The organism is Mediterraneibacter sp. (genome assembly GCF_030825015.1).
Taxonomy (GTDB): Bacteria; Bacillota; Clostridia; order Lachnospirales; family Lachnospiraceae; genus Mediterraneibacter.
Genome location: NZ_JAPJQP010000001.1, coordinates 272485 through 291169, shown reverse-complemented (window position 1 = coordinate 291169; position 18685 = coordinate 272485). Strand labels below are relative to the sequence as shown.

The window sequence follows — 18685 nt, the reverse complement described above, 5'->3', positions numbered from 1 at the left end:
TCCTTTGTTTGCAAATTGTTATTTTCTTAACATAAACATTATAACTCTTATGGATTAAAAAAACAACCCCGCATTTGTAAAAATTGCATAAAATACATATAACTTTTACATAATATCAAGGTTGTTTTTCACATACTTTACTCAATTACAGTAATATAACTTCTCGTTGTCACCGCTGTCTCTTTCCCGTTGCGGTTATTAATCAAAACAGCGTTAAATGTAGTCGTCGTATTCGCCGGCATATCAATCGGTCCTTCGTATTTTGACGAAGATGACGTCGGATTTGATCCGTCTGTCGTGTAATAAGCCGTATATCCATCTGGAACTGTGATCGTAATCTTCTGCGGATCGGTATATCGTCCGGTAGACGGTGTCACGGCAGGAGCGTCCGCAATCGGAAATTCTATCGTATAACTTTGGGATACAACTCCGCTTGGAATCCCTTTTTTATTTACAACAATCGCGCGGATCTCCGTCGTTTCTTCTTTTTCAAGCAAGATCGGTTCTTTATATTTTATTCCTGTCTCCACCGTCGGGTCTGTCCCGTCAAGAGTATAATAAATATCACCTTTTGTGTCTGAACTGATCATGATTTCCTGCACTTCTTGATAGGTTCCTTCCTCCGGCTTAAATTCCGGCGCTTCGCACACATATTCCGCAACCGCATCCAACACACTCTTATCTTCACAATCTTCCAAAAGCAGCGCTACTTTTTCCGGCTGCTCTGTCTCCATATAAAAATCAATGGCAGCACGGTAAAGCTTTATATTAGTAGGCTGTGTTTTAATCGCATTTATATAAATGTCTTCCGCGCCTTCCAAATCATTCTGATCTATATAAATTTTTGCAAGACCGTCGTATGCATCCGGTTTCGACTTATCTTTAATAATTGCCCGATCAAAATACTTTTCTGCAGCAATATACTCTTTTTGAGTAACGGCACGGTATCCCTTTTTCATCATCCCAGTATAAGAATTCTGATAAGCCACATAAATCCCTGCCCCAATCAGCACAAGCATCGCAGCCATGGCCAGCAAAAGTCTTCTTCTCTTTCGTTTTGCCGCTTCCAGTCTCTTTTGCTGTCGAGCCTGACGCTGTCGTCTCAATTCAGCAGTATCAGATCTTGCATCCCGAAACTCTCCTGTTTTCTGTCGCCGTGGATCAGACGTATTTCTCCGATTATTGGCATTTTTCCTTCGATCAGCACGAAGACGCGCCATTTCATCTTCACTCAAAACGCGAGTTGCATTAATGTTTTTTGTTGACTCTTCTCTTCTGTATCTTCTAATATCATCTGTCCGTATCTGCCGTGTCGTTCCTTCAACAGATCCTCTTACTTCTCTTGCAAGCAGATCATCCAGGGGGTTATAGTCCGGAACGATCTGTACTTCAGCGCCGCATACGGGGCAGATCATTTGATCATCCGGAATATTTGCTCCGCAATGCACGCATTTCATGATTCTTCCTCCCGGCCGCGTATTGTTTCCACACAATTATTCATTAACATCGCGATCGTCATAGGACCAACGCCTCCCGGAACCGGAGTGATAGCTGAAGCAATACGTGCAACGTCTTCATAATCCACATCTCCGCACAGATGGTTCTGTTCATCTCTGTGCATTCCCACGTCAATTACGACCGCTCCTTCTTTTACATATTCTTTTGTAATAAATCTTGCCTTTCCGATCGCAACAATTAAAATATCCGCTCTGCGGGTGATTTCTTTCAAATCTTTTGTTTTTGAATGTGCAACAGTCACCGTTGCGTTTTCCCTGAGAAGCAACGCAGCCATCGGTTTACCGACAATATTGCTTCTTCCGATGATCACGCATTCTTTTCCTTCAATCTCAATATTCGATCTTCTTAGAAGCTGAATCACACCTGCCGGTGTACACGATAAAAATCCTTTTTCTCCGATCCAAAGTCTTCCGACGCTCACGGGATGAAAACCATCTACATCTTTATCCGGTGAGATCGTACGAATAATCCTGTCTTCATCGATCTGTTTCGGCAGCGGAAGCTGCACAAGAATTCCATTCACTTCCGGATCTTCATTCAATTCTTCTACAAGAGCCACGAGAGCTTCTTCCGACGTCTCCTCTGGCAGCTCATAAGAACGGGAACCAATCCCAATATATGCACATGCTTTCTTTTTATTATTTACATATACAGAGGACGCAGGATCCTGACCTACCTGTATCACTGCAAGGCAGGCTGTTCTGCCTGCCTCTTTTAATTTCTGTACCTCGTCTCTCAATTCATCCTTGATCTGTTTTGAAATCAGCTTTCCATCAATAATGTGTGGCATTTATTTCTCCTTTAAAACAATCCTGTTATTGTTCCGTCTTCCGTAACATCTATTCCATTTGCAGCCGGTACTTTCGGCAGCCCCGGCATTGTCATTACCGCTCCGGTAAGCGCAACTACAAATCCGGCTCCTGCGCTGACATACACTTCCCGAATATGGATATCAAATCCCTGAGGTCTTCCTAGTTTCTTCGCATCATCGGACAGTGAATACTGATTTTTCGCCATACATACAGGGAAGTTTCCAAATCCCATAGATTCGATCTTTGCGATCTGTTTTTTTGCAGCAGGCTCATATACAACACCGTCTGCCCCGTAAATTTCTTTCGCAATCTTTTCAATCTTCTCTTCCAATGTAAGAGTATCTTCATAAAGAGGTTCAAAATTCGATTCTTTATGTTCCAGTGTGTCCAGCACTTTTTCTGCAAGTGCAATTCCGCCTTCTCCACCTTTTTCCCATACTTCGGAAAGAGCGAATTCACAGCCTCTCTCTTCACAGAATTTACGGATAAACTCATTCTCTGCATCTGTGTCTGTAACAAAAGAGTTTAATGTTACAACAACAGGAACTTTGTATTTCTGTATATTTTCAATATGTTTTTCAAGATTTACGATTCCTTTTGCGAGAGCGTCCAGATTTTCTTCTGCCAGATCCGCCTTCGCAACCCCACCATTATACTTCAAAGCGCGAACAGTTGCAACCAAAACAACTGCATCCGGTTTCAACCCTGCCATACGGCATTTGATGTCAAAGAACTTCTCTGCTCCAAGATCTGCTCCAAATCCTGCCTCAGTAATCGTAATATCACTTAACTTCAGCGCCATTTTCGTTGCTCTTACACTGTTACATCCATGTGCAATATTTGCAAACGGACCTCCGTGAACAAGCGCCGGCGTATGTTCAAGCGTCTGAATAAGGTTCGGTTTCACAGCATCTTTCAACAAAGCTGTCATCGCGCCAGTTGCCTGCAGATCATCTGCTGTAACCGGTTCGCCTGCAAAATTATATGCCACAATGATTCTTCCAAGACGCGCCCGAAGATCTGCAAGATCATCTGCAAGGCAAAGGATTGCCATAATCTCAGATGCAACTGTAATAACAAAATGATCTTCTCTTACCATACCGTCCATTTTGTTACCGAGACCTACGACTATATTTCTAAGTACACGGTCATTCATATCAAGACATCGTTTCCACACAACCTGCCTCGGATCGATCTGAAGCGCATTTCCCTGCTGAATATGATTGTCAAGCATTGCCGCAAGCAAATTATTCGCAGATGTGATCGCATGAAAATCTCCCGTAAAATGAAGGTTCAGATCTTCCATCGGAACAACCTGGGAATATCCGCCGCCGGCAGCTCCGCCTTTGATACCGAAGCAAGGACCCAGGGACGGTTCGCGAAGTGCGATTATTGCATTTTTATTTAATTTTGCCATTGCCTGTCCCAGTCCGACGGATGTCGTTGTCTTTCCTTCTCCTGCCGGCGTCGGATTGATTGCTGTCACAAGCACAAGTTTTCCGTCCTCACGGTCTTTAATCTTATCCCATAATTCATCCGAGAGTTTCGCTTTATACTTTCCGTAAAACTCCAGTTCATTTTCTTCGATTCCTGCTCGCGCCGCCACATCTTTAATGTGCTCCATCTTTGCTTCCTGTGCAATCTGAATATCTGTCTTCATCCTGTACCTCCTAATTGTCTTTTTGTAAATAGGTTTCAAATTCTTCTTCTGTCATTAATACTTTTCTCGGCTTTGTTCCTTCTTCCGGACCTACAACTCCTGCTTCTGCAAGCTGATCCATAATCCTTGCCGCCCTGTTAAATCCAATTTTAAACATTCTCTGAAGCATTCCGATCGATGCTTTCTCTTTTTCTATTATAAGCTTTCCTGCCTCTGCAAAGTATGTATCATGATCTTCTCCGCTTTCATTTCCCTGAGCCATACTTCCAACGGATACGGCATTCGTATTCATATGTTCTTCCAGTTCATTGTTATAAGAGATCCCTGCGCTGTGATTAACGAGATAATCCACCACATCCTGTACCTCTTTATCTGACACGAACGAACCTTGTACACGAACCGGCTTCGGATACCCTGACGGGTAAAAAAGCATATCTCCTTTACCAAGCAATTTTTCCGCTCCGTTCATATCAATAATCGTTCTTGAATCTACACCTGAGGAAACTGAAAAAGCGATACGGGACGGCATATTGGCCTTAATCAATCCCGTGATAACATTCACCGATGGTCTCTGTGTCGCAAGGATCAAATGAATTCCCGCCGCACGGGCAAGCTGTGCAAGACGGCAGATCGAGTTTTCCACTTCTCCCGGCGCAACCATCATAAGGTCTGCCAGCTCATCGATAATAATAACGATCTGAGGAAGTTTTTTTCGAACCTCTTCCCCACTCTGCCCCTTCTCTACCTTTGCATTAAATCCTTTCAGATCACGCACATTGTAGTCAGCAAACAATTTGTATCGCTTCTCCATCTCTGCCACAGCCCAGTTCAAAGCGCCTGCTGCTTTCTTTGGATCGGTCACGACAGGAATCATCAAGTGCGGAATGCCATTATATACATTCAATTCCACTACTTTCGGATCTACCAAGATTAATTTGACCTCTTCTGGATCCGCCTTATATATAATACTCATAATCAACGTATTGATGCAGACTGATTTTCCCGATCCGGTCGCTCCTGCCACAAGAAGATGGGGCATCTTCGCAATGTCAGAAACAACTACCTTTCCTGAAATATCTTTTCCTACCGCAAAAGAAATCGGAGAAGCACTTGCCTGAAATTCTTTTGATTCCAACAGATCTCTTAGCATGACTGCCGTATTCTCGCTGTTCGGGACCTCGATCCCGACGGCTGCCTTTCCCGGAATCGGCGCTTCGATCCTAAGATCTGCTACCGCAAGATTTAATTTGATATCATCGGAAAGTCCAACGATCTTACTTACCTTCACGCCCTGTTCCGGCTGAAGTTCATATCTCGTAACAGAAGGTCCGCAGCTTGCATTTGTCACATGGACTCCGACTCCGAAATTACGCAATGTCTGTTCCAGCTTCAAAGCGGTTGCCCGAAGATGAGCATCTGAATCACCGCCGGTCTTCCTTCCTTTTTTCAACAAGTTCATCGGTGGGATCTGATAAACCGGATGTTCTTTTTTTTCTTCCTGCATTACTGCATCCGCAACATTTTTCATTTCCCGCGCCACAACTGCCGCATCTTCGGCTTTCCTTTTTCGACCTTCTTTTTTCGCTTTGCTCTTCATCTCTCCATCAGCAGGCTCTTCCTGCAATTCAAAAGAAGCTGACGGCTGGTTTGCTTCTGCCTGTTCGGAAAAACCATTCAATCCCGAAGACACTTCTTCAGAAAAGGGTTCTTCCCGATTGATGACGAACTGCTCCGAAACTTGCGGCATTTCCCCATCCTGATCTGTGTTCAGACTCTCTCCTTCATTCTCTGAAAAATCATCCGGCGTGATTTCGCACATATCCTGAGATTTTTTCTTTCTTCCCCTTCTGATTTTCTTTGGCGTTTGCTCTTCAGGCACAAGTGTCGTTGCAAAAGAAACACCGGACACTTTATGATCGATTCTTTTCTCTGTTCCTGCTTCTTTCTGATCCTTGTACCGGTCAGCCTTTTTCTTTTCCGCAAGCCGCTTTGACTCTTCTTTTTGTTTTGCTCTTAGAACTGCCGTCTCCTGACGTTTTCTGCGCGCGTCTTCATAGGCCTTTTTGCTCTGACGTCCGATTGGCGCAAGCAGAGACTTTTCTGTAATCAATATGATGCAAATAATCGAAAGGATGAAAAGAACAACGTACGTTCCTATCTCTCCAATCAACGGGCAAAATATATTGATCAGGAAACCTCCTGTCAAACCTCCCGCATTGTGATTTTCACTTGCCACAGTATAATATGTGATCAGTTTTGTTCCCGGTGTATAAGAATAAAAAATCAACTCTAAAATCGCCGTTAAAAACAAAAACAAGAAAACACCTGCCGTAATTTTTATATATGCATGCGTATTTCCCTTATTTGATATAAAGAAAGCCGCTGCCGCAAAAATCAAAAAAGGAAGCGCATATGCCATGTATCCAAACAATCCAAAAAGCACAGAAGAAACTGCCTCCCCCACAATTCCGCCAATGCCAAAATTACTCAAAACAAGCAGAATGCACAACGCCAATGTAATAAGAATCGTGATCTCTCCTGTAAGTTCTGTATTTTTTGCACTGCTGCCTTTCGCTTTTGCTCCCGTTTTTCTTTTTGTCCTCGTATTTTTTCTTCCTTTTGTAGTCTTGGAAGCCATATAATTCCCCCTTGGTAATTAAACATACTATATTTAGTATATCATCATTTGAAAATCATGTCATCACATTTTTTCAAGCTTCACTCTTTACCGAATGCATCTTTCTCTTTCGGTCTCAAACATCACTGTTCCTTCTTCCATCAATAAGCGCATGCAGTTTTGCAAACGCTTCTTTTATTCCGCCTACTTCGTCAATCAATCCTTCTTTTACCGCCTGCTCCCCTTCAAGCATCGTTCCGACATCTTTTACAAGCTGCGAAGAATCAAGCATTAATTCTAAAAGCCTCTCTTGTGTAATATGGGAATGATTTGCTATAAATTTCGTGATCCGATCCTGTGTTTTTTCCATATTCCGATAACTTTGAAGCACTCCGATAAACATTCCGGTGGAACGTACCGGGTGAACGATCATTGTTCCTGTCGGAACAATAAAAGAATAATCTGACGACACTGCCAGCGGACCGCCGATCGAGTGGCTTCCCCCGAGCACAAGTGACACCGTCGGTTTGCTTAAAGAAGCGATCATTTCCGCAATAGCCAGACCTGCTTCCACATCTCCGCCAAGCGTATTAAGCAAGATCAAAACTCCATCTGTCTCTTCGTCTTCTTCAATCTGTGCAAGCCGCGGAAGAAGATGCTCATATTTCGTTGCTTTTGTATTTCCCGAAACACTTTCATGTCCTTCGATCTCACCTATAATCGTCAGTAATTGGATTCCGTACTTTGAGCCGCTCTCTTTCATATTAAGCGTCCCCATTTCCTTAATTTCGTTATTTTCTTCTTCTCTTTTTTTCTGTTCCTCAGCCATTTCAAATCCTCCTTCATACTTCTTTAAAATATCAGGTCATAAAGGCATCCTTGAAAATTAGTATTAAAAAAGTCCATCCATTTTATACAGATTCCTTCAAACAATTCTCCGAGAACTTTTCAAAAACAACTTCTGCATCCGCTTTCTTTCTGCATTTACGCTATCATTTTTATTTATCACTCACAGTTATCATGTAAAAAATGGTATGAACGTAAATTGTATACATCCATACCATTTTTATTTTCTTATTTCAATGCCTGTTCTACATCGGCAATAATATCATCCACATTCTCAATTCCCACGCTGAAACGGATCAGATCCGGCTGAACTCCGGCTTCTTTTAATTCCTGATCGTTCATCTGGCGGTGAGTATGACTTGCCGGATGGAGCACACAGCTTCTTGCGTCTGCCACATGCGTCACAATCGCTACCATCTTCAGTTTATCCATCATCTCAACGGCAGCATCTCTTCCGCCCTTCAAACCAAAAGTAAGCACTCCGCATGTACCGTCTGGCATATATTTCTGCGCCAGATCATAATACTTATCCCCTTCCAAAGACGGATAACTTACCCATGCCACTTTCTCGTGCTCCTTCAAATATTTTGCAACTTTCAATGCATTCTCGCAGTGTCTCGGCACTCTCAGGTGAAGCGTTTCAAGTCCAATATTCAGTAGAAATGCATTCTGCGGAGCTTGAATAGAACCAAGATCTCTCATCAGCTGCGCCGTCGCTTTCGTTATATAAGCGCCTTTTCCGAATTTTTCTGTATATACGATTCCATGATACGTCTCGTCCGGCGTTGTAAGTCCCGGGAATTTGTCTGCGTGAGCAGTCCAGTCAAAATTACCACTGTCAATGATTGCTCCTCCGACACATGTCGCATGACCGTCCATATATTTTGTCGTTGAATGCGTTACGATATCCGCTCCCCACTCGAACGGACGACAGTTGATCGGCGTCGCAAATGTGTTGTCTACAATAAATGGAACACCATGTCTGTGAGCTGCTCCTGCAAACTTCTCAAAATCAAGAACAACAAGCGCCGGGTTTGCAATCGACTCTCCAAATACAGCCTTTGTATTCTCTCTGAATGCCGCTTCCAACTCTTCTTCCGAACAATCCGGGTCTACAAACGTCGCATCTACGCCCATTTTTTTAATCGTATGTGCATAAAGATTATATGTACCGCCATACAGCGCCGATGCACATACGATATGATCTCCCTCTTCTGCAATATTCATGATCGCATAGAAGTTTGCCGCCTGCCCCGAAGAAGTCAGCATTCCTGCATATCCACCTTCCAGATCACATATTTTTGCAGCCACCGCATCATTCGTCGGATTCTGAAGCCGTGTATAAAAATATCCCGACTCTTCCAGATCAAAGAGTCTTCCCATCTGCTCGCTGCTCGTATACCGAAATGTGGTGCTCTGATAAATCGGGAGTACCCTTGCTTCCCCGTTTCCCGGCTCATATCCCGACTGTATACATTTTGTTTCAATTCTGTAATCGCTCATCTTCTTTGTCCCTCCCGCATTTCTCTGTTTTATTGATCAGTCTTTCTCCAATCTCTGTCATCTGAAATAATACTTATTCATTCCAGTTATGATATACATCCTGAACATCATCGTCTTCTTCAAGAAGATCTAATGTTTTCTGAATATTTTTTATATCATCTTCATTCGTCAGATCTACATAAGTCTGAGGAATCATAGTCACTTCCGCTCCTGCCATTACAATTCCTGCTTCTTCTAATTTCAGGCGCACCTCACTGAATGCTTCCGGATCTGTCAAAATCTCAAAGCTCTCATCTTCTTCTGCAAAATCTTCTGCTCCCGCATCCAATGCCAACATCATCAATTCATCCGCATCCATCTCACAGTCTTCTTTTGCCACAAAAATCTGACCTTTCTCGTCAAACATAAATGATACGCAGCCCGGAGTTCCTACATTTCCGCTTCCTTTTGTAAATGCATTACGGACATTCGAAGCTGTCCGATTCTTATTATCTGTCAAAGTTTTTACAATGATCGCAGTTCCGTTCGGTCCATATCCTTCATATGTAATATGTTCATAGTTATCGCCTGCACCTTCACCGGCTGCTTTTTTAATATTTCTCTCAATCGTATCATTCGGCATATTGTTTGATTTTGCTTTCGCAATCACATCGCGCAGCCGGCTGTTATTCGCCGGATCCGGACCGCCGCCTTCTTTTACTGCCACGGCAAGTTCTCTTCCGATCTTTGTAAAGATCTTTCCTTTCGCAGCGTCGTTCTTTTCTTTCTTATGTTTGATATTTGCAAATTTTGAATGTCCAGACATATAAAATTTCTCCTCTTCTCTTTCTCTTGTACAGTCTGTTTTCTGTTACCGTACATTTTGCTTTACAATTTTATCACTCTTTTTCTCTTCTGTAAAGAAGTCAGAAACAGTCTATGTAGTAATTTCAAGACTGATCCTGATTGCCTTGTCTACTTTCTGCATCATTGCACTGTCGATATGACAGACATATTCTTTCAGCCGCTGCTTATCGATCGTGCGAATCTGTTCCAGCAAAATGACAGAATTTTTCACAATCTTATAGTCCCGCGTACTGATTTCTATATGAGTCGGCAGCTTCGCCTTATTCATCTTTGAAGTAATCGCCGCACAGATCACAGTCGGGCTGTGTCTGTTTCCGACATTATTCTGTATGACAAGGACAGGTCTTACCCCTCCTTGTTCTGAACCGACAACAGGACTTAGGTCGGCGTAAAAAATGTCCCCACGTCTGATCACCAAATTTTTCACTCTCCGATTTCATACTAATATTATCTTCACAACATTTCTGTCATGTTTCATTTATCAGTATTCCCTTTGTCATCGGATGTATTCACAAAACTATTGCTTTGCCTTATTCGGATTTCCTCCTTTGTAAACTCTCGGAATCCGTTTCCCAAGACAGCAGACAAATTCGTAGTTAAATCTTCCGCTCAACTTAGAAAGTTCCTCTACCTTGATCTCTTCTTCTCCGTCTTTACCGATCAAAACAACCGGATCCATAAATGCTACATTCGGTATCTCTGTCACATCCACCATAAACTGATCCATACAGACTCTTCCGAGAATCTTTGCTCTCTTCCCTCTGATAAGCACACTCCCTTTATTTGAAAGAGAACGTGGATATCCGTCTCCATATCCCACCGGGATCGTCGCCACTTTCATTTTCCTCGAAGCAACAAATGTTCCTCCATAACTAATTGGCGTTCCTGCCTCAACTTCTTTTACGAATGTAACGTGACTGATCAGAGAAAGCGCCGGTTTCAGATGAACATTCTCTTTTTGCACTTCGTCTGAAGGATACATTCCATAAGTGGCAATCCCGGCTCTTGCAAGATCATGTTTCATGTTTGGAAAATCTATGATCCCTGCGCTGTTATCGCAATCATAATATGTGATCTCCACCTTCCGGGCTTCCATCTGCTCTTTCATCCACAAAAACTTTTCATGCTGTTTTAATGTATATGATTTTTCTTTTTCATCTGCCTTGGCAAAATGAGTAAACATCCCTTCCATATATATATTCGGAAGTTTACTGATCTGTTCAATCAGATCCACGCTCTCCTCATTCACCGGAAAGCCGATACGTCCCATTCCTGTATCGATCTTAATATGAAAATAAGCCTTCTTTCCCTGCCGTACTGCTTCCAAAGACATTCCTTCCGCCATCTCTTTCGTATATACGGCTGCACGGATTTCCTGTTCAACCATTGTTTCATATTGATCCGGAAATATACATCCAAGCACAAGGATTGGCTTTTTTATTCCTGCTTCCCGAAGAGCAACTGCTTCTTCAATACACGCCACAGCATATCCCCATACATATGAAAATGTTTCAAACATCTGCGCAATCGGAACAGCGCCATGCCCGTATCCGTCTGTCTTAATTACCGCGATCAGACGCGCCTCTTTCCCGATTTGATTTTTCATCTGTTCCATATTATAAGAGACTGCGTCCAGATCAATCTGCGCGCATACTCTATTATGTTCACTCATGTTCTTTCTCCTTATACAAATCACTCATATCTTTTTGATCTGTCAAAACTTTTTTCCGCATTTTTTATACATTGTTCGATCCCATCGATCAAATCTCTTGCAAGAACACTGTAGCTTCCCTTTTGTTTCTGCGCTTCATCTCCCCCGCATGCATGCAAGTATACACCGACAGATGCCGCCGCAAAAGCATTCATTTTCTGTGCTGCAAGACCGGAAATCACTCCTGCCAAAACATCCCCTGATCCCGCCTTTGCCATCGCGCTGTTTCCTGCAAGGTTTAAAAACGGATGATGTCCATTCTGCGCCGCTATCGTTCTGCTGTCTTTCAGCACACAGACAACCGGATACTGTTCCGTAAACTCCTTCACTACATCGATACGGCTCTGTGAAATATCTTTGATTTCCTTTCGAATCAACCTTGACATTTCCCGCATATGAGGAGTCAGAATAACATCTGAAACATCTCTTAAAATCTCTATATTTTCACTGAGCAGATTTAACCCGTCCGCATCAATAATACATGGCCGATGAAGTATGTTTTCCTTCTCCCCATTGTTTGTGATCTTTATCACCTTTTTCAAAAGACGTCTTGAAAATTCGCCTGTTCCAAGGCCGCATCCAATGCATACAACATCAGACCATCGAATCAGACGCTCCAGATCTCCATCATGTGGAACTGACTCTTCCTCTCTATAGCAGGAGATAATTGCTTCAGGAAGCAGTTCCTGCAAAACAACCCGATTCTCTTCCGACGTATAGATCTGAACAAGTCCGGCTCCGACCGCATATGCCGCCTTTGCTGACAGAAACGCCGCCCCTGCCATCCCCCGGCTTCCGGTAATCATCAACACTTTTCCGTAATCCCCTTTGTGTGAATCCGGTTTTCTCTGCGGCAGAAGCATCTGAAAATCCCCTTGGTCATAAGTACAATATACATCTTCTCTTCTATCAAAATAAGCAGTATCAATTCCAATCGGAACCGCCACCGTCTCTTTGGCATATAATTTCCCGGGAAACAATTCACATCCGATTTTTACACAAGCCATAGAAACCGTGATATCAGACCGGAATGCAACTCCTAAAATCTGCCCTGTCTCCGCACATATTCCTGAAGGAATATCGATTGCCGCTTTTTCACACTTTTTCTCATTCATCCACTCGATCGCAGTCCGATATCTGCCTTCCACATCCCTGCTTAATCCTACGCCAAATATCGCATCAATTATAACAGTATATTCCCGATTCGGAAAATCCGTGAACACAGGAATTCCAAGCTGCTGCACAATCTGTTTCTGTGCGCGGCATTCTGCACTAAGAGCCGCTTCACTGCCAACAAACAATACTTCTGCATGAAATCCTTCTTCTCTTAAAATCCGTGCTGCGGCAAAACCGTCTCCGCCATTATTTCCACTTCCGCACACAACAAGCGCTTCTGAAAGATCAATCTTTTTTTCCTGCAAAGTTCTCACGGTTTCCAGCGCCGCTCTTTCCATTAACACAAGAGATGGAAGTCCGATCTTTTCAATCGTATATGTATCTGCATCTTTCATCTGCTTTCCATTTGGAAGATATCTCATTTAGTCCACCGCCTTTTATGCTGTTAAAAGGGAACACCCGCAGTTTCCTGCGGGGTTCTGTCTTCAAGTATCTATTTTTTCTGTCCGCCTTCTCGCTGACTGATATTATATGATAATTTCATAAGACTGTCTGAAAGATGCACACTTTCCACAATCACATCTTTCGGAAGACTTAGGTCTGTATGTGCAAAATTCCATATTGCCTTAATTCCATTATCAACGAGAACATCCGCGACTTCGATTGCCTTCGACTTCGGAATCGTCAGCGCCGCAATCTCAATATCATTGTTCTGCAGAAAATCTACCAGTTCATCCATCATACGAACCTCGATTCCACGAATCGACATTCCTTCAAGACGCGGATTTACATCAAACAAACTTTTTAAAACAAAACCGCTTCGTTCAAAGGACGCATAATTTGCAAGCGCCTGCCCTAAATTTCCTGCTCCGATAATAATAAAATTATGGGTCTTGTCAAGTCCTAATATCTTGCCTATCTCCGTATAAAGATACTTTACATTGTACCCATACCCCTGCTGTCCAAATCCACCGAAATTATTCAGATCTTGACGAATCTGTGACGCTGTCACATTCATCTTCTTGCTCAAATCATTAGAAGAAATCCTCTCAACCCCTATTTCAAGCAGATCACCCAAATACCGATAATATCTCGGCAGTCTTGAAATTACCGCTCTGGATATTTTTCTACGCTCCACGTTTATCACCTTCCACTGTGCTGCCCTTATTCGGCGCTCATATCTATTTCATTCACTCGTCGGACATACCGACACTTCTGTTACATTATATAAAATAGTTAATATTATGTCAAACAGAACTAACGATTTCACAGCGTTTTCAGTACTTTTATTATAACCGTATTATAAAATGTCTGCTCTTTGATCGTTCTTCTACTCGGCTAATTCTTCCCATTTTTCATATAACTCTTCAAGACGCAATTCATTTTCAGCACGTTTAGACGAAAGCTCCTGACATTTCACAGAATTGGAATACACCTCTTCCAACGTCATCTGAACATCAATTTCCTGATTTTCTTCTTCAAGTTTCGCAATCTCTTCCTCCGTCTTTTTCAGCTCATTCTTCCGTTTTCGCTCTTTCGCCTGCTGTTCTTTTTGTTCTTTCCAGCTCAGTTTTGAATCGGACAAAGAAACCGTTTGCCCACTGCTTTTCCAAAAATCATCACCGAGAATTCTTTCTTGGGTATTTTCTTGAGCCGCTGTATAAGCCTGTGTCAATTCTTCTTTTTTTTCAAGATAATAATCATAATTTCCAATATAATTTACAAAAGTACGATTAACAAGTTCCAGTATTCTGGACGCTGTGCTGTTAATAAAATAACGATCATGAGAGACATACAGGATCGTTCCGGTATAATTATTCAAAGCCTCTTCAAGAATTTCCTTCGAAGCAATATCAAGATGGTTGGTTGGCTCGTCAAGAATCAAAAAATTAGCTTCGGAAAGCATAAGTTTGGCGAGAGAAACCCTCCCCTTTTCTCCTCCGCTTAATGATCGGATCACTTGAAATACTTCATCCCCGGTAAATTGAAATGCAGCTAATGTGTTTCGAATTTCTGTATTTGTAAGATGCGGATAATCATCAGATATTTCTTCAAATATTGTTTTATCATCGTGCAGTACATGATGCTCCTGATCATAATAACCGATCTGCACTTTTGCTCCAAGCGTAAAAGATCCGCTGTCTGCTTCGATCACTTGATTTAATATTTTCAAAAGAGTCGTTTTTCCTGTTCCGTTATCGCCAATCACCGCTACATGTTCGCCACGTTTGATCTCAAAATCAACATTCTGAAACAGAACCTGTGTATCAAATTGTTTGGATAAATGCTCCACTGTCAAAACATCGTTTCCACTAATACAGGACGGTTCTAATGTAAAATGCATTTCCCGCGCAGCCTCCTGCGGTTTGTCTACAGGTGTAATCTTCTCTAACATCTTTTCACGGCTTTCAGCCCGCCGAATGGATTTTTCTCTGTTAAAAGAACGTAGTTTTTCAATCACTGCCTGCTGATGTTTGATCTCACGCTGCTGATTAAAATATTCTTTCAGCTTCGCATCCCGTATCTGCTGTTTCTTTTCAGAATATGCGCGATAATTTCCCATGTACATAGACAAGATCCCGTTCTCAATTTCGATCACTTTTGTAACAACTCTGTTTAAGAAAAATCGGTCATGAGACACGATAAATACAGAACCTCTGTAATTCATCAAATATGTTTCCAACCATGAAATTGAATTCAAATCCAAATGGTTTGTAGGCTCATCCAACAATAAAATATCCGGATCCGTAAGAAGCAGTTTTCCGAGAGCGACCCGCGTCTTTTGTCCGCCTGATAAAGTGTCTGTTCTCTTTGAAAACTCTTCTTCCGTAAACCCAAGTCCTTTCAAAACACCGACAATTTCACTCTCACAGGCATATCCGTTTTTCGCCTCAAATTGAGATTGAAGCCGATTGTACGTTTCAAGCCGTTCATTCAATGCATCGCCTGACAATTCCTTTAATTCATGTTCAATCGCACGGATCTGACGTTCCATCTCTATGACATCTGCTTTCGCAGAACGAAGTTCTTCATAGATTGTCCCGTTAGGGATCAGATTCTGATGCTGGGCAAGATAACCGATCGTTTTCCCTTTTGCAAGAATGACTTCCCCTGCATCTGTCGGTTCTTCCCCTATGATCATTTTAAAAATAGTTGATTTTCCGGCACCGTTTACCCCGACCAAAGCCGCTTTCTCTCTGTCTTCTATATGAAAAGATCCGCTTTCGACAATAACACGGTCTCCAAATGACTTCTTAAGATTATGACATGCAAGTATCATGATGTAATTCCTCTTTCATAGTAACTATTTGCTTTTCCAATCTATTATAGCGGAATGTCTTACAAATAAAAAGCATAATTTCACAGATTCTGTTCTTTCACATGCCAATCACCGGAAGTGCCAAAAGACACATTCCGGGATTGTAAGCGGTCGCTATTGCAAAAAAGAAAGATCGGCGCATGATATAAAATCATACCCAACCTTTCTTTCCTATTTATAAACATCCTTTTTTCTATTTTCTTTTTAAGTCTTCGTCTGCCTTATCTTGCATTTCCCATGCAGAACACAGCTACTACACCCGGACCTGTATGACTGCCGATTACCGTTCCGATATTATTAATCAAAATATTTTCAATCCCCATCTTCTCGCGTACAAGTTTTGCGACATATTCTGCATCTTCAAGACAGTCTCCGTGAGTAATCATGATCAGATCATTCTCCCATCCTTCCGACTGCTGTACCGCCATATCTACAATCTTGTGCAAAGATTTTTTACGGCCTCTCTCTTTTCCGATCACCTGAAGTTTTCCTTCATTATCCATATGAATGATCGGTTTAATCTGTACAAGTGTTCCGAGAACTGCCGTTGTCTTAGACACACGGCCTCCTCTGTGAAGGTGATTCAGATCATCCACAGTCACATTATGGCAAATGTGAAGCTTATTTTCTTCTGCCCATTCGGCAACTTCTTCGATCGTCTTTCCTTCTGCCTTTTTCTGAAGCGCTTTATGAAGCAGCAAGGCTTCTCCCATACAGGCACAAAGCGTATCGACTACAATAACCTTCGCCTCAGGATATTTTTCCTCAAGCATCTCTCCGGCAATACGCATACTGTTTAAAGTTCCGCTCAGACCGGACGAAAATCCAAGATGCAGAACGTCCTTTCCTTCTTTTACAAACGGTTCCAAAGCTTCCATAGCTTCTTCCGGATTCACCTGTGAAGTAACAGACATTTTTCCTTCACGAAGCTTTGCAAAGAATTCTTTGGCAGTCAATCCGTCCATATCTGTGTAAGTCTCTCCGTCAATCGTATATTTCAATGCAACAACCGGAACATGTCTTTCCTCCAGCCATGCTTTCGGCACATCAACCGTACTATTTACCGTGATCACATAATCTCTCATTTTCGTATGCCTCCTGTATAAATATCAGAACGCAGAAAATTTCCGCATCCCTACATTTACATATAATACCATTTTTTAAGACATTACGCAAAATTTTTTAACAAAAATTAAAATTTGTTATAACAGCTCTGCTATAAATGAAAATTTAACTGCCACACAAGCAAAAACTAATTTCGTTTTACATTCAGATAGTTGCGCCCTGACAATGTTTTATTAAATGCAAGAAAACAAAGTACCAAAATACAGCCGATGATAAATCCGTACAGATTGAAACATGCAGTCAGAATTAAAAGAAGAAGGCGCATAAATTTCAGCGCATATCCGAGTTCAAAGTTAGGCTGTGTATAATTTGCTACAGCGACAAATGCCATGTACAACATTACTTCTGAATTAAACCAACCAGACTGTACCGAAAACTCTCCCATCACAATACCCGCGATCACACTGAGAGGCGTACTTAGCATCGTCGGTGTATTCATTGCCGCCAGACGCAGTCCGTCAATCGATAATTCTAAAATAATAAACTGAAAAACAAGCGGAATATTAACTGTATCTCTCACCGCTACAAATTGAAACACTTCAGGCAGCCATTCGATATTCTGCATGAACAATAAATACAATGGCGTAAAAAATACAGTTGCAACTGTGATCAGCGTTCTTGTAATCTTTAAATACATTCCTGTCACTGTCGGAAAATAATAATCATTTGCTTCTTCAATCATGTCAAAAATCGAAGTCGGAAGAATCATCGCCGACGGAGAATTATCTACAAGGATTACGACCTTTCCTTCAAACAGACATGCCGCCGCCGTATCCGGCCGTTCTGTGTATTTGAATTTCGGGAACGGATTAAACCATTTCCGTTTAAAAAGCGCCTCTGCAAGACTTTGCTGATTCATCCTCAGATCATTCAATTCTAACGTTTCAATCCTCTTCTTTAAATTTTGCAAAAGCTCCTGATCTACTCTGTCTTTCATATAGCAGACTGCTATGTCTGTGCGGGATGACTGGCCTGCTTCCATCATCTCCATCACAAGCTGCGGGTCACGGATCCTTCGGCGCATCAATGCTGTGTTAAATACGATTGTCTCTACAAATCCGTCTCTTGAGCCGCGAAGCGATTTATCTTTATCAGGTTCATCGACTCCTCTTGCCGGATATGTTCTACAGTCTAAGGCAATACACTCCTTATACCCATCGATAAAAAGACACGCCGGACCTGAAAGAACATTTCGTATCACCTGATCAAAATCTTCCAAAATCTCCACTTCTACATAAGGTACATGTTTTTGAATAAACATTTCTGCATCTTCCGGCATATCCTCCTCAGATACAGAAAGAAAGGAGTCCATAATCTTCAACATTGCTTCATCTTTTATAAATCCATCAATGTAGTAGAACACAGACGCCTTTCCACCTATCATGATCTCTCTTCGGATAATATCAAAGCTTTCTTTTACCGGAAGGATCTCATTCATATATCTTATATTTTCTTCAAATGAACCGCTTAACTTTTTCGTGTTTTTTTCTACCATAGAAACTTCCCCTTTTCCGTCGGATCCCGACAGTAGATTTTCTATGGTTAGAATACCCATTTTTTGCTTTTTTATTCGAACGGTTTTTAGGAATATAACGCTTCTTTTTTCTTAAAT

The 18685-nt window shown here is 41.9% G+C and carries 14 protein-coding genes; all 14 read right to left on the bottom strand.

Going from position 1 to position 18685, the window contains the following annotated elements; all coding sequences use genetic code 11:
- Positions 1-137: 137 nt before the first annotated feature.
- Positions 138-1457, bottom strand: a complete 1320-nt coding sequence (locus RCH61_RS01350; protein ID WP_178006236.1) for a chitobiase/beta-hexosaminidase C-terminal domain-containing protein — start codon at positions 1455-1457, stop codon at positions 138-140.
- Positions 1454-2308, bottom strand: a complete 855-nt coding sequence (gene folD / locus RCH61_RS01345) for a bifunctional methylenetetrahydrofolate dehydrogenase/methenyltetrahydrofolate cyclohydrolase FolD (RefSeq protein ID WP_178006237.1) — start codon at positions 2306-2308, stop codon at positions 1454-1456. Before folD ends, RCH61_RS01350 begins: the two co-directional genes overlap by 4 nt.
- 11 nt (positions 2309-2319) lie before the next feature.
- A complete protein-coding gene (locus tag RCH61_RS01340; protein ID WP_178006238.1) occupies positions 2320-3990 on the bottom strand; it encodes a formate--tetrahydrofolate ligase in 1671 nt (556 codons plus the stop codon).
- Positions 3991-4000: 10 nt separating this feature from the next.
- A complete protein-coding gene (locus tag RCH61_RS01335; protein ID WP_306479658.1) occupies positions 4001-6628 on the bottom strand; it encodes an FtsK/SpoIIIE family DNA translocase in 2628 nt (875 codons plus the stop codon).
- A 115-nt stretch (positions 6629-6743) separates the two neighbouring features.
- The gene (locus RCH61_RS01330; RefSeq protein ID WP_306479657.1) at positions 6744-7436 is read right to left on the bottom strand and encodes a ClpP family protease; all 693 of its coding nucleotides are present in this window, start codon (positions 7434-7436) and stop codon (positions 6744-6746) included.
- A gap of 245 nt (positions 7437-7681) precedes the next feature.
- Positions 7682-8956, bottom strand: coding sequence for an O-acetylhomoserine aminocarboxypropyltransferase/cysteine synthase family protein (locus tag RCH61_RS01325; RefSeq protein ID WP_306479656.1), 1275 nt, complete (start codon positions 8954-8956; stop codon positions 7682-7684).
- Between the two features lie 73 nt (positions 8957-9029).
- The gene (locus tag RCH61_RS01320) at positions 9030-9761 is read right to left on the bottom strand and encodes a YebC/PmpR family DNA-binding transcriptional regulator (protein ID WP_306479655.1); all 732 of its coding nucleotides are present in this window, start codon (positions 9759-9761) and stop codon (positions 9030-9032) included.
- Between the two features lie 111 nt (positions 9762-9872).
- On the bottom strand, positions 9873-10220 hold the full coding sequence (locus RCH61_RS01315) for a type II toxin-antitoxin system PemK/MazF family toxin (protein ID WP_178007374.1): 348 nt from the start codon (positions 10218-10220) through the stop codon (positions 9873-9875).
- A 99-nt stretch (positions 10221-10319) separates the two neighbouring features.
- Positions 10320-11474, bottom strand: a complete 1155-nt coding sequence (gene alr, locus RCH61_RS01310) for an alanine racemase (protein ID WP_178007376.1) — start codon at positions 11472-11474, stop codon at positions 10320-10322.
- 20 nt (positions 11475-11494) lie between these two features.
- Positions 11495-13051, bottom strand: a complete 1557-nt coding sequence (locus RCH61_RS01305) for an NAD(P)H-hydrate dehydratase (RefSeq protein WP_178007378.1) — start codon at positions 13049-13051, stop codon at positions 11495-11497.
- A gap of 71 nt (positions 13052-13122) precedes the next feature.
- The gene (locus RCH61_RS01300) at positions 13123-13767 is read right to left on the bottom strand and encodes a redox-sensing transcriptional repressor Rex (RefSeq protein WP_178007380.1); all 645 of its coding nucleotides are present in this window, start codon (positions 13765-13767) and stop codon (positions 13123-13125) included.
- A gap of 192 nt (positions 13768-13959) precedes the next feature.
- On the bottom strand, positions 13960-15909 hold the full coding sequence (abc-f, locus tag RCH61_RS01295; protein ID WP_306479654.1) for a ribosomal protection-like ABC-F family protein: 1950 nt from the start codon (positions 15907-15909) through the stop codon (positions 13960-13962).
- Between the two features lie 260 nt (positions 15910-16169).
- A complete protein-coding gene (locus RCH61_RS01290; RefSeq protein WP_178007383.1) occupies positions 16170-17033 on the bottom strand; it encodes a DegV family protein in 864 nt (287 codons plus the stop codon).
- A 167-nt stretch (positions 17034-17200) separates the two neighbouring features.
- Positions 17201-18568 carry a spore germination protein gene (locus tag RCH61_RS01285; protein ID WP_306479653.1) on the bottom strand — a complete coding sequence of 456 codons (1368 nt, stop codon included), beginning with the start codon at positions 18566-18568 and terminating at the stop codon, positions 17201-17203.
- Positions 18569-18685: the final 117 nt, after the last annotated feature.

What these genes read in the sequence shown, in the direction of transcription:
- RCH61_RS01350 (WP_178006236.1), bottom strand. Translation starts at nt 1,457, where the DNA reads ATGAAATGCGTGCATTGCGGAGCAAATATTCCGGATGATCAAATGATC.
- folD (WP_178006237.1), bottom strand. Translation starts at nt 2,308, where the DNA reads ATGCCACACATTATTGATGGAAAGCTGATTTCAAAACAGATCAAGGAT.
- RCH61_RS01340 (WP_178006238.1), bottom strand. Translation starts at nt 3,990, where the DNA reads ATGAAGACAGATATTCAGATTGCACAGGAAGCAAAGATGGAGCACATT.
- RCH61_RS01335 (WP_306479658.1), bottom strand. Translation starts at nt 6,628, where the DNA reads ATGGCTTCCAAGACTACAAAAGGAAGAAAAAATACGAGGACAAAAAGA.
- RCH61_RS01330 (WP_306479657.1), bottom strand. Translation starts at nt 7,436, where the DNA reads ATGGCTGAGGAACAGAAAAAAAGAGAAGAAGAAAATAACGAAATTAAG.
- RCH61_RS01325 (WP_306479656.1), bottom strand. Translation starts at nt 8,956, where the DNA reads ATGAGCGATTACAGAATTGAAACAAAATGTATACAGTCGGGATATGAG.
- RCH61_RS01320 (WP_306479655.1), bottom strand. Translation starts at nt 9,761, where the DNA reads ATGTCTGGACATTCAAAATTTGCAAATATCAAACATAAGAAAGAAAAG.
- alr (WP_178007376.1), bottom strand. Translation starts at nt 11,474, where the DNA reads ATGAGTGAACATAATAGAGTATGCGCGCAGATTGATCTGGACGCAGTC.
- RCH61_RS01305 (WP_178007378.1), bottom strand. Translation starts at nt 13,051, where the DNA reads ATGAGATATCTTCCAAATGGAAAGCAGATGAAAGATGCAGATACATAT.
- abc-f (WP_306479654.1), bottom strand. Translation starts at nt 15,909, where the DNA reads ATGATACTTGCATGTCATAATCTTAAGAAGTCATTTGGAGACCGTGTT.
- RCH61_RS01290 (WP_178007383.1), bottom strand. Translation starts at nt 17,033, where the DNA reads ATGAGAGATTATGTGATCACGGTAAATAGTACGGTTGATGTGCCGAAA.
- RCH61_RS01285 (WP_306479653.1), bottom strand. Translation starts at nt 18,568, where the DNA reads ATGGTAGAAAAAAACACGAAAAAGTTAAGCGGTTCATTTGAAGAAAAT.